Here is a 12,018-nt window from a genome sequence, read left to right as displayed (position 1 = left end):
ACGCCGCCCCGACACCGCCGCGGCCATCGTCATGAATGACCGGGGTTAACGGGACTCCTCCTCCACCGCTCGAGCCACCGGCTCTGGAATCTCCTGAGTTTCGGGGGGACGCTTCCTGACCTGCATAAACGCGGTGTAGGGCGCCACGTCCCCCCGCCATTCGACGGTTCGGGGGGACGGATGCGGGGACGCTGAGCCGCCACGCTGCGGCCCGTGACCAAAGTCAGCAGCGCCAGAATGTCCGAATCGTGCGCGCTGCGGTTGCTTATCGTTGGCGTGAGGATGTTGCGACAACTCTCGACCCGCGCCGCGCGGTACGTAAAGACACGGTCATGGTCGGGTGCCAGGCTGGTCCTCGTTCCTCAGGTCGGGGTGCTCGACGGTCTTCAGGTAGCGGGTGGCGCCTTCGACGCTGAGGCCGAAGAGGTCGTAGATGCGGCGTACGTCGCCGCCGGTGGCGTGGATCTCGTGCAGGATGCGGTCTTCGCGCAGGGCCCGTGGGCGGATGCGGCTTTCCTTCCAGGGAAAGGACGGGCCGCTGGGGACGAGGCGCGGCGCGGTGCGTCGGTTGATGAGCAGGTGTGGGTTCGCGGTGGCCGGCCAGGTTCGGTTGCGGTGGTCGAGCCAGGCGGCGAGCCGGCTCCTGACGGGTGCGGCGAGCGGGATGTCGCGGCCGTCGAGGTGGAGGCGACCGTCGACGATGTCGGTCATCTGCAGTTCACGGACCTGCTTGCCGGTCAGTCCGTGGAAGGCCACCAGAGCCACAGCGAGCGCGACGGCCGGGTTCTGCGAGTCCAGTTCGGCCCGGATCACGGCGGGGTCCAGCGGCATCGGAAGGCTCGTGGCGACACGGGTCAGGTCGATGCCCCTCATGGGGTTGGCGAAGACGAGTCGGCGGCCCTTGAGGATCTTGAACAGCGACTTCAGGCCGTTCTCGGCGAAGTGGCGTTGGCTGGTGCCGGCGGGCAGGGCCGCGAGGGGCGGCCAGGATGTCGTCCTTGCTGATCTCGGCGAACGACTGGCGCCCGGCTTCGACCCACGTCTGCACGACGGGCGCGAGGCCCTGGATGTGGAGCTCGACGGTCTCGGGTTCGCGAGGCAGCTGGCGCGGTGCTTGCCGGGATCCGCCGAGCATGACCTGAAGCCACAGCTGGAGGTGCTCCCGCATGGCGTCCGGGAGGGCTCCGGACTCGATGAACTTGGCGTTGAAGTACCTCTCGACCCGGGTCGGGACGTCCTCGGTCAGGAGCCCTGCTTCGGCGAGGACGTCGAGGGTGGAGGTGATGGTGCCGTCGTAGCGGCGCAACGCCACGACGTCACTAGCGCGGACCTTCGCGGTGGGAGTGGGCCGCAGGATCTGCAGCAGCCGCAGGGACTGGATCACGGCATTGCGCTGCCTGACGCTCCAGCCATAGCGGCGGGCGTGGTCGGCGACGATGGCCGCGCAGTAACGCGTCAGTTCGCTGTCCTCCACCAGGAGGCGTTGGCGCAGAACCTCGGGGTCGGGGTCCATCTCAATCAGGGCCGGCTGCTCGAGCGCGTGACGGCCGAACCTGGTGCCGGGCTGGTAGGGCAGCTGGTTCTTGTTCTTCTTCGACCACCGGCCATCCCAGCGGACGTAGTCGGGCACCGGCGTCGCGCGTCGCTTGAAGACCATGTTGGCGAAGAACAGCTGCTGGCTGTCCTTGTTCGCGGCGGCGACATCGGGTGCCCGCCCGGGTTTCTGTTCGAGTCGGGCGTTCTCGAGGCAGAGGCGACAGGCTTGTCGGTCGCTGACGTGGCTGGTGCGGCCGCAGTAGGTGCAGGTGCCCTTCGGGTAGTGGCTCTGCCACCAGCGGCAGGACCAGCAGGTCCAGTTGTGGCGGGGGTAGACGCCCCAGGCCAGGCAGCCCTTGCAGGATCCGATGTGCTCGGGGCTGCGGGGATGGCACCGGCTGCACAGCCCCTGGCTGAAGTAGTCGGTGCGGGCGCGGCAGCGGTTGCACGGTGGAGCGGCGAACGGGCCGCCGGGCAGGCACTGATAGCAGAAGTCGACTCTGGGGCTGGTCCACGCGACGCGGTTGCTCTGGCAGGCGTTGCACTTGGGCGGCAGCCGCAACGCCGCGTTGGGGCCGGGCGCGGGCATCCCGATCCTCTCCAGCTCGTCGTGTCCGTCAGCGGTGGCGGTGCGGGCTACAGCGGCGGGGGCGAGCGGGGCTTGCCGAGCCGCGGTGTGACCGCCGGTGGCGTGCCGCCGCCGTTGCCGTTCGGATCGCCATCCCCGTTTCCGCCGTTGGCGGCGTCGGTGTTGCGGGGACGGCGCGCGGCGACCTTGTCCGGCTCGGGGGTCATCAGGTCGTTCGGGGTGCATTCGAGCACGGCGCACAGGACGTCGAGTTCTTGGAGCCGCATCGTCGGCGGAGTCCCGGCCCACCACGACGACATCTTCCCCGCGGAGATCTCGAGCCCGGCATCTGCCAGCATCCGCCGAAGTTCTGCGGACTTCCAGATCCCTCGTTCGGCGGCCCGCAGCCGCAGGCTCCACTGCATCTGGATCCTCTCCTTCGATTCGGTTGGGTCAGTCGGTACGGAGGCCCAGGCGGGCTTCGATGCGGTCGCTCGCGCTGTTCCAGGCGCGTTCGATGTGGTCACTGCGGACGTGGAGGTAGCCCGAGGTCGTGGCCAGCCACTGGTGGCCAAGGAGCTCCTGGAGGGCCTTGATGTCCATCCCGGCCGCGTACAGCGACGAGGCGCAGTAGTGCCGCAGCACGTGTGGCGTCATTCGCCCCGACCACGCCGGCAACCACTCATCGACCTGGATTCCCAGCGCGCGGCGCAGCGCGTTCGCACCGACACGTCCGCAGCGGTCCAAGTCCCTGTCGAACCGCTCAGAGGGCAGCAGCGGCGCGTCTGGGTCGGCCCAGTCCTCGCCGTACTGGGGGCGGGCCTCGGCCAGCCACCAGTCGATCAACTGGTTCGCGCCGTTGATTCCGGGCACCAGCCGTGGCTTGGGACCGCGGCCGCCGGAGCCCTTGCCGTGGCGGACGTGGAGCTTGCCGAACTCGCCCTGATCGGGGCGCCAGTCGCGGATGTCGAGCATGACGGTCTCGTTGATGCGCAGCCCGAGTCGGCGCCACAGCGAGGCCGCGAAGTAGTCGCGGGCCGCGGGGAGGTACTTGCGTGCCTGCGGGACGGATCCGCGCCAGGCGGTGAACAGCGAGTCGATCTCGTCATCGGATGGCGGCACCCGGACCTTGCCCAGCGATGCCCCGGACTGGCGATTGAATTCATCGATCGGCTGCTCGACCAGGACACCGGTCGCGCGGCGGATCGTGCCGGCGTAGCGGGCGATCACGAAGTCGTAGAAGCCTGCCAGTGCGCCGGCCTTGCCTGCGCGGGTCGACACGCTGAGTCCTCGCCGGCGCTGCTGGGCCAAGAAGGCGTCCGCGTCCGCGCAGGTGGCCTCCCACAGGGGAGTCGACAGCGAGCGAGCGAACTCGATGACGATCGCCCTGGTCGAGCCGATGTGGCGGTCCGTCAGACCTGCCGCGGACATCGCCAGCGCGTACTGGTCGACGAGCTCCTGCTCGAAGTCCGCGGCCGCCTGCGCACCTATCAGTGCCGGATCAGCAGCGCTGCCACCCGGCAGCGCCACCAAGCCCATCAGGCACCGACTTCAAGTGAGGCGATCATGCGTCGACATTACATCCAAACCGTCAGCCAGAGTGACGAAACTTCAATTCAAGTGCCAATGAGTGTCGAACCTGCAGGACCTGCGCGAACTCAGATCAGAGCTTGCGGGCGTCCGATCGAACCTGAGTTCCTAGAGATTGCCGGCTGAGGCGCTCGGGACTGACCTGTCGTGAAGAAGCTACTCCTCGCCGGACTGCCGGTCCTGATCGTCTTCATGGCGCTGCCGTTCGTCGTGACCCTGATGGTGGTCATGACCACGACCGCGGCCGCCGAGTGCCGCACCCAGACCAGCGAGACCGCGCCCACCGAGCTCGGCGACCTCGGGGTCATCGACGGGCCCGTGGGCGGTCCGGTCACGGGCAACATCACCATGGCGCACGCCAACATCCCGCGCCGCTCCGGCCTGGACGGCTTCCGCGCCTCCATGCCCCGGGTGCTGTCGACGAACCCCGACCTCGTGAGCCTCAACGAGGCCAGCGGCTGGAGCTTGGCGCAGATCGAGGCCGCCGCCCCCGGCTACGACGCGTTCCGGGTCGAGGACCACACCGGCGACAACAACTCGATGGGCAACGTCGTGCTCTGGAAGCGCGACACCTGGTCCAAGGCCAACGGCGGCCGGGTCACGATCGTGGAGAACGACCAGGGTTTCTACAAGGGCGAGCCGGTGACTTGGGACCGGTTCGCCACGTGGGTGATCCTCGAGCGCGCCGACGGCGCTGTGGTGTCGGTGATCTCCACCCACCACATGATCAACCCGCACAAGTACCCCCGCCAGCACAGCAACCCGCCACTGACCAGGCCCCAGCAGTACGGCGCCGGCATGGACATCCTGCTGCAGCTGCGGAACTCCCTGGCCACCCACGGCCCGGTGCTCATCGGCGGCGACATGAACACCCACGCCTCCTACACCGACCTCCCGTGGACGGCGGCCGCCAAGATGAAGGCCGCCGGCTACGGCTGGCACAACCACTCGGTCGACTTCATCTTCTTCCCCCACCGCCAGGGCGTGCGGCTCGAGGGCGGCTGGGACGGGACGATGGTCTCCGACCACCACTGGATCGCCGCCCGCATCGCCATGAACGGCGCCGGCTCCGAGAGCGCCCCCACGACCGCGGCCACCAGCGAAGGTGTGGTGAACGCCGCCCACACCACAAGGCCGTCAGCCGAGCCCCCGTCCGGCGACGTGCTCGCCCAGCTGATGCAGCTGCGGTTCGCCTCCAGCTACCCGACCCTGACCACCGAGCAGGCCCGCAACGCGATCACCATCGCCCAGGTCGCCCGCGACCTCCAGGTTCCCCGATACGGGCTGCAGATCGCGATCGCCACCGCGATCCAGGAGTCCAAACTGGTCAAGCTCACCGGCGGCGACCGCGACTCCGGCGGCCTGTTCCAGCAGCGTCCCTCGACCGGCTGGGGGAGCCGTGCTGAGGTCACCAACCCAGTGCTCGCCGCGCGTGCCTTCTTCGGCAAGGCCCAGCACACCGGCAACCCCGGCCTGCTCGACATCCCCGGCTGGCAGGACATGCCGCTCACGCAGGCGGCCCAGGCCGTGCAGCGCTCCGGCTTCCCCGACGCCTATGCCCAGTGGGAGGACGTCGCCGGCGACATCACCGACCTCCTCGGCGGCGACCTACCCGACCTGCCAGACGTCGACGGCGCGGTCTCGAACGCGAGCAACTGCGAGGACACCGTCAACCCGATCACCGTCGGGACCTTGAACATCCTGGGCGCCGGCACACCGACAACAAGGCGGGCGGCGGCAACGAGAAAGCCGGGTACGCCACCTGGGACAAGCGGCTGCCCGGGGCACTCAGCGCGATCGAGAACGCCGGCATCACCATCGCCGGCCTCCAGGAGGTCCACGGCCCCCAGGCCAAGGCCCTGGCTGACCGCTACTCGGCCAAGTGGGGCATGTACCCGGCCACCGGCAACACCCAGAACAAGGTGATCTGGGACCGCGCCAGCTGGGTGATGACCGACTCACGCCTCGTCCAGATCCCGTACTTCAACGGCAAGGAGGTCGGGATGCCGGTCGTCCAGCTGACGGGTGCGGCCGACAGCGTCAACGCCGGGCAGGTGATCTGGGTCTGGAGCATCCACAACCCGGCCAACACGCAAGGGAACGCCGCCGGGCACCGCAAGGAGGCGCTGCGCCGCCAGCTGGCCACCATGACCGAGTTCGCCGGCACCGGCACCCCGGCGGTGATCCTGGGCGACTTCAACGACGGCAAGGACGGCCAGAGCTTCTCGCACTGCGTCCTCACACCCGACCTGAGCAACGCCTTCGGGGGATCAGCGGAACCCTGCGAGAAGGCCAAGCAGGACGCGCCGATCGACCACATCTACGGCGCCAACCTCACCTGGGCCAGCGCTGAGGTCGACAACAGCACCCAAGCCAACAAGATCGCTGACCACCCGCTGGTGACCGCCACCACCGCCGGCAGCAGCGCGGGCTGCGCGGTCGCGACCGAGACCAACTACAACTTCGGCCCGGTCAAGCCGCAGCTGACGCAGCTTGTGAACATCCTCGGCCCGATGTTCGACATCAAGACCGTCGGCGGCTACCGCGAGAGCGCCACCGACCCCCACGGTCACCCGGCCGGCCTGGCGGCCGACTTCATGGTCCCGCTGACTCCCGCCGGCAAGGCCCAGGGGGACGCGCTCGTGGCGTACGCCCAGGCCCACGCCCGCGAGCTCGGGATCGACTACATCATCTGGTACCAGCGCATCTGGTCGGTCGCGCGGGCCGACGAGGGCTGGCGACGGATGGAGGACCGAGGCTCGGCCACCGCGAACCACCTCGACCACCCGCACATCAACGTGCTCCCCAACGCCGAGGTCTCCCCGGTCGGCCTCGAGGGCGCGTCCTGCGACGAGGTGGTCTACCCGGTGCCTGTGAAATACATCGGCACCGACAACCACAACTGGCACGACACCGGCCCCCACTGGACCAACTGGCACACCGGAACCGACTTCTCCGCCCCGTGCGGCACGACCGTCTACGCCGCCCACGCCGGCACCATCGAGATCGACACCAGCCAGGGCTGGGCCGGCCAGCAGCTGGTCAAGGTCACCACCGGCGCCGGGTCCCTGACCACCTGGTACGCGCACATGCAGAACGTCACCGTCAGCCGCGGCCAGACCGTCGCCGCCGGCGAGCCGATCGGCCAGGTCGGCAAGGAAGGCAACGGAAGTGGCTGCCACCTCCACTTCGAGGTCCACCTCGAAAACGGCTCCATCTACGGACCCGACAACGTCGACCCCTCGACCTGGCTAGCGGAAAACGCCTCGAAGCCGAGTCGGTCTGTGTGATCGCTGCCGGGCCCTCGCGACACATAGGTGACCAGCCAGAACTTCGACCACGAGGAGGAATTCAATGCAACGAGAGCGACGACGCGACCCCTACCCCTGGACCTCGGAGATCCCTGTAGCCGTGGCTCTGGCGACCCTGTTCGTCATCGTCATCGGCATCCAGCTCGGCCGCTCCATCGCGAACCTGCTCGCCGGCGCCGGCTGGACCTGGCCCGCGTCAGACGTGGGGGCCAACGCCGGCGCGTTCCCCTCACCGATCGGCACCGCCTTCTGGACCAGCCTTCCCGGCGTGCTCGGCGGCCACGCCGACGCCGGCCTGCCCACACCGACACCGGACGGCCTGGCTGGCCACGGCCTGGTGTGGGTCAGCCTCGCGATGACCGAGGTCGCGCTGCTGAGCGCCACCATCTGGGTCGGCGTCTGCGCCTACCAGCGCTGGGGCCCGGGACGTATGCGCGGCATGGCCACCGCCGCAGAGGCCGAGAAGATCCTGGGCGTCACTCGGCTGCGCAAGGTCGCCGGCATCGTCCGGCCCGACCTCTACAAGCACGCCGCCGCGGCGGCACCCGTTCAGCGCACCGCCGGCGACCTCACCGAACAGACCGGGCCGCAGCTCGGCCACGGGCTCAGCCCGTGGCTCCTGAACGGCCGCCGGACGAAGGAGGAGCGATGAAGCTGAGGTTCAACCCGTGGGACGTGGGCTGGCGCATCGGGGACGCGCACGAGCCGCGTGGCGGCGAGCTGTGGGTGCCGTGGGACCGCACCGCCGGGGTGATCGGCCCGCAGGGCTCCGGCAAGACCCTCGACCTGCTCACCCCGGCGCTGCTCAGCGCACCGGGCGCTGCCCTGGTGACGCTGACGAAGGTCGAGGACCTGCTGCTGAGCCTCACCGAACGCTCCCGTGACGACCGGCCGTGCGTGGTCCTCGACCCGTTCGGGTTGGCCGAGGGCGTCGTCGACGAGCTGATCTGGGACCCGATCGCCGGCTGTGTGGACCCCAAGGTCGCCGAGCGGCGAGCCAAGGCCTTCACCGCCGGCACCGTCAAGGGTGCGATCACCGGCGGCACCGGGGACGATGCCGCCCGGTTCTACGCCGCGGAGTCGGCGAAGGTGCTGCAGGGCTACTTCCACGCCGCGGCCCTGACCGGGAAGACCCTCGAGGACGTCCTGCAGTGGGTCGCGAACCCGACCGCGGCCAGCCAGCCGATGGAGATCCTGCGCCGGCACCCGCACGCCGAGCCGTTCTGGCACGGCCTGCTTCATGGGGCGCTCAACGGCGACGACCGCACCGCCGGCAACACGATCACCACGGTGCAGCAGGCGGTGTCGTTGTTCTTCCAGGCCGACATCCGCCGCCGCTGCGTGCCCAGCCACGGGCACCCGGCCACCGACCTGGCCGACGTGATCCGTCGACGCGGCACCATCTACCTCCTGGGCCGCGAAGACCCCTACGCCTCGGCCAGCCCGCTGATGACCGCAGTGGCCGAGCACGTCTTGGACACCGGGCTGCTGCTGGCCAACAGCTCACCGTGGGGCGGCCGGCTGTGCCCGCCGCTGGTCTCGGTGCTCGACGAGCTGCCTTCGACCGCACCGCTGCCGACCCTGCGCACCCGGATGGCCAACGAGCGCGCCATGGGCCTGTCGTTCATCTGGGCCGCCCAGACCCGTCCCCAACTGACCAGCATCTTCGGCGAGCACGAGGCCCGGGCACTGCTCGGGCTCACCAACACCCTGGTGATGTTCGGCGGGTCGAAGGACGTCGCGTTCAACCAGGAGATCTCCGACCTGCTCGGAACAGTCCGCATCGGTCGCGTCACCCACTCCACCGGGGGGTTCAACGGCGGTAGCCGCAACTTCTCCGGCGACGACATCCCCATCATGCGGCCCGAGGAGGTCCGCCAACTCCCCGAGCGGCGGGCCCTGGTGATCGCCGAGAACGGCAAGCCGATCATCGCCAAACTGCACCGCTGCGTGGAGGGCAAGGCCGGCGAGCGGCTCCTGGCCGATCAGCGGGCGCTGCGCGCGCGGCTCACCAAGGACCGCCGCATGGTCATCACCCCCGAGGCCCGGGCGACCGACGCCCTCGTCGAGGCGCGCCGCCTCGGCTTCGTCGACGACGAGACCGAACCGACAAGGAGTGAGCTGTGACGACCGAACAGGTCCGACGGGCCGCACCCAGCCCAATGGTGTTCCCGTTCCCCGTGCCCGGCGAGCACGTCCGGCTGGCCTACCGCGAGCTCCACATCGCCATCAACGGCACCGAGGAGCAGAAGAAGGCCCTGGGCAACCACGCCCTGCTGCCCCGGCCCTGGGAGCCGGCGACGTGCGCGGACCCCGAGCTCCGACAACAGCTGTGGGAGTGGCTAGAGGACGTCGTGATCTGGCTCAACCGCGAATACACCTGGGACGTCTCCGGGCTCATCCCCAGCTGCTGGCCCCTGCACCCGCACCTGGTCCACGAGCTCGCGGTGCTGGCCGATCAGCGCCGCCGTGCCGGGCTCGCGATGACCAGCGACGCGCTCGAGGAGTGGCACCGCTACTGCCTGCCGGCATTCACCGACCGCATGCGCAACCGGCTACGGGCGCATTGCGACGACGAGCACAAGAGCTGGCCCGCCAAGCCGCGACACAACGAGCACCTGGGCGATGCCAGCACCCAGCGGCGTGAGAACGCCTTCGCCCACGACGTCGACGCGCTGCCCGTCAATCAACGGGCCTACGAGCAGCCCGAACCGGTCGGTCGACCGCGCCTGGTCGAGGTCGACCTAGACCTTAGGGATCACGGGTTGGGGTGACACTCGCCCCGCCAGCCTCCGTGCAGGCGTGGGCCACGGGAGGCAGTCTCTGGATTGTCGAGATCTAGAGAACAGGAAGCCATCCCGTGACCCACGAAGACATTGTGTACGACCGTCGTGTCCGTGTGCTCAACTACGCCGCCGAGATCAACAACGTGGCCGAGGCCTGCCGGGTGTTCGGCGTCTCGCGCAACACCTACTACGAGTGGGTCAACCGAGCCGAGCGGTACGGGCTTTCGGCGCTGTTGCCCAAGGAACGCCGCAGGCCGCACCAGCCCAACGCCATGAGCAGCGAGGAGGTCGCGGTCATCTTGGCCGAGGCGGTCGCCCGGCCCACGCTGGGTCCGAAGTCGCTGCTGCGGCACCTGATAGCCCGGGGCGTGGACCGGTCCGCGTCCGGAGTGGCGAAGGTGCTGCGCCGCCATAACCTGGGCACCGCCCGGCAGCGGGTCGCGGCGTTGGCGTCGCTGACCGCCGTCGACTCCGGCCAGGTCACCGATGCCGCCCTGGAGGGACCGTTCGGGTTCTGCCTGTACGCCTCCGTCCCCGGTCAGGTGGTCGCCTTGGACACCTTCTACGTGGGCCGGCTCAAGGGCGTCGGCGCGGTCTGGCAGCTGACCGCGGGTCCTCATCGCCGGCGTCCAGGTCAGCGGCCAGCACGCCCTCAACCTCCGCCCAGGTCGCCACATGCGGACGCCCGCACCGCTGACCTGCATAGTTATACTCCACCCCACGCTTGCCGCGGCCATAGACCTCCACGTCGGTGGCGTCGATGTCGATCGTGGCCGCGCCGGTCAACCTCTCGCGCCGCGCCGGCGCCACCCCGGCCAGCATCCGCTCATGGACCCGGCCCAGCCCCTCCTCCACCGCCCGCCACTGCGCGGAGCTCAACCGGCGCGCCAGGGTCTGCTGCACGGGGAGGTGACATGGTGGTCACGCGGCCTGACTGGCCGGTGTGGTCATGATGGTTTCGTACTCGATGGGGGTCAACTTGCCGAGGCGGCGTTGCCTGCGGCGGCGGTGGTAGGTGCGCTCGATCCAGATGACGATCTCCATGCGCAGGTCGTCTCGGGTGGTCCAGGACTGCCGGTTCAGGACGTTCTTCTGCAGGAGGGAGAACCAGCTCTCGACCGCGGCATTGTCAGCGCTCGTCCCCACCTGGCCCATGGAGCCGAGCAGGTTGTGCCGGCGTAGAGCCTTGAGGAACTTCCGCGACCGGAACTGGCTGCCCCTATCGGAGTGGACCACACAGCCGGCCACCGCCATGCCGGCAGCGGCGCGGGCGTCGACGGCGTTGTCCAGAGCCCGAACGGCGAGGCGGGCCTTCATGCGCGAGTCGATCGAGTAGCCGACGATCCGGTTGGACCAGGCGTCCTTGACGGCGCACAGGTACAGCTTGCCCTCACCGGTGCGGTGCTCGGTGATGTCGGTCAGCCACAGCCTGTTGGGCTCCTGCGCGGTGAAGTCGCGACGGACCCGGTCCTCGTGCGCTGGCGGGCCCGGCTTCTTGCCGTTCTTGGCCCGTTTCTTGCCGAAGCTGCTCCACCAGGCGTTGCTCGAGCAGATCTTCCATGCGGTCCGCTCGCACATCACCTCGCCCTCGCTGGCGGCCTCGTCGGCGAGCAGCCGGTACCCGAACTCCGGGTCGTCGCGGTGGGCGTCGAAGAGGGCGTTGGCGCGGTAGGCCTCGGCCAGCTCACGCTCGGTGACCGGGTCCTTCAGCCACCGGTAGTACTGCTGCCTGCACAGATCCAGGACCCGGCACGTCACCGTCACAGGCACCCGGATCGGGTCCTCCTGCACGGCCAGCTCACGGACGAGCGGGAACATCATTTTGGGGGCAGGTTCGCCTGCGACAGGTACGCCGCCGCGCGGCGTAGGACCTCGTTCTCCTGCTCCAGCAGTCGGATCCGGCGCTTGGCATCACGCAGCTCGCTGGACTCCTGCCGACCCGGGTCCGGCTTGCCGCCGCCCTCTCGGTCGGCCTTGGCCAGCCAGTTCGTCAGACAGGTCTCCGAGATCCCGAAATCGGCAGCGACCTGTTTCAAGGTCACCCCCTCCTCCCGGGACCGAGCGACCCGCACAACATCCTCACGGAACTCTCGCGGATAAGCCTTGGGCATGGTGCACATCCTTCCCCGTGACGCCTCCCGGCACCACAGAATCGGTTGTCACCTCCCCGTGCAGCGGACCCATCCCGCGCCGTGGGCAGTTCGCTGCCCTGTTCCGTGGAGGGATC

The 12,018-nt window shown here is 69.3% G+C and carries 11 protein-coding genes; 5 read left to right on the top strand and 6 right to left on the bottom strand.

The features are described 5' to 3' along the window. Window positions 1–330 precede the first annotated feature (330 nt). From ABC138_RS17120 to ABC138_RS17105, 4 genes are read right to left on the bottom strand one after another with little or no spacing between them, the layout of a single operon-like run. Window positions 331–711: a hypothetical protein gene (locus ABC138_RS17120; protein WP_345914430.1), complete on the bottom strand. Its 381-nt coding sequence runs from the start codon at window positions 709–711 to the stop codon at window positions 331–333. A gap of 7 nt (window positions 712–718) precedes the next feature. Next, window positions 719–2,125, bottom strand: a complete 1,407-nt coding sequence (locus tag ABC138_RS17115) for a hypothetical protein (protein WP_345914429.1) — start codon at window positions 2,123–2,125, stop codon at window positions 719–721. Between the two features lie 47 nt (window positions 2,126–2,172). After that, window positions 2,173–2,529, bottom strand: a complete 357-nt coding sequence (locus ABC138_RS17110; protein ID WP_345914428.1) for a helix-turn-helix transcriptional regulator — start codon at window positions 2,527–2,529, stop codon at window positions 2,173–2,175. A 28-nt stretch (window positions 2,530–2,557) separates the two neighbouring features. Beyond that, on the bottom strand, window positions 2,558–3,643 hold the full coding sequence (locus ABC138_RS17105) for a tyrosine-type recombinase/integrase (protein WP_345914427.1): 1,086 nt from the start codon (window positions 3,641–3,643) through the stop codon (window positions 2,558–2,560). A gap of 198 nt (window positions 3,644–3,841) precedes the next feature. Between ABC138_RS17105 and ABC138_RS17100 the strand changes: the two genes are divergently transcribed. The 5 genes from ABC138_RS17100 (at window position 3,842) to ABC138_RS17080 (ending at window position 9,779) form a co-directional block, all read left to right on the top strand. Further along, window positions 3,842–5,620, top strand: a complete 1,779-nt coding sequence (locus tag ABC138_RS17100) for an endonuclease/exonuclease/phosphatase family protein (RefSeq protein WP_345914426.1) — start codon at window positions 3,842–3,844, stop codon at window positions 5,618–5,620. Then, a complete protein-coding gene (locus ABC138_RS17095; protein WP_345914431.1) occupies window positions 5,506–6,984 on the top strand; it encodes a M23 family metallopeptidase in 1,479 nt (492 codons plus the stop codon). The genes ABC138_RS17100 and ABC138_RS17095 overlap by 115 nt, the downstream gene beginning before the upstream one ends. A 121-nt stretch (window positions 6,985–7,105) precedes the next feature. Then, window positions 7,106–7,657: a hypothetical protein gene (locus ABC138_RS17090; RefSeq protein ID WP_345914425.1), complete on the top strand. Its 552-nt coding sequence runs from the start codon at window positions 7,106–7,108 to the stop codon at window positions 7,655–7,657. Further along, window positions 7,654–9,132, top strand: coding sequence for a TraM recognition domain-containing protein (locus ABC138_RS17085; protein WP_345914424.1), 1,479 nt, complete (start codon window positions 7,654–7,656; stop codon window positions 9,130–9,132). Before ABC138_RS17090 ends, ABC138_RS17085 begins: the two co-directional genes overlap by 4 nt. Beyond that, window positions 9,129–9,779: a hypothetical protein gene (locus ABC138_RS17080; protein ID WP_345914423.1), complete on the top strand. Its 651-nt coding sequence runs from the start codon at window positions 9,129–9,131 to the stop codon at window positions 9,777–9,779. The genes ABC138_RS17085 and ABC138_RS17080 overlap by 4 nt, the downstream gene beginning before the upstream one ends. A gap of 588 nt (window positions 9,780–10,367) precedes the next feature. Here ABC138_RS17080 and ABC138_RS17075 read toward each other — a convergent pair. Both ABC138_RS17075 and ABC138_RS17070 read right to left on the bottom strand, forming a co-directional pair. After that, window positions 10,368–10,694: a hypothetical protein gene (locus ABC138_RS17075; protein ID WP_345914422.1), complete on the bottom strand. Its 327-nt coding sequence runs from the start codon at window positions 10,692–10,694 to the stop codon at window positions 10,368–10,370. An 18-nt stretch (window positions 10,695–10,712) separates the two neighbouring features. After that, window positions 10,713–11,902 (bottom strand): IS3 family transposase gene (locus tag ABC138_RS17070; protein WP_345914421.1). Its coding sequence is split into 2 segments (ribosomal slippage): window positions 10,713–11,627 and window positions 11,630–11,902, totalling 1,188 coding nucleotides; the frame shifts between segments, so codons are not numbered across the junction. Window positions 11,903–12,018 lie beyond the last annotated feature (116 nt).

Origin of the sequence: Janibacter sp. LM (genome assembly GCF_039631275.1) — a bacterium.
Classification (GTDB): Bacteria; Actinomycetota; Actinomycetes; order Actinomycetales; family Dermatophilaceae; genus Janibacter; species Janibacter terrae.
Note: the sequence above shows the minus strand (reverse complement) of the source record. Positions and strands in the feature narration are given on the sequence as shown.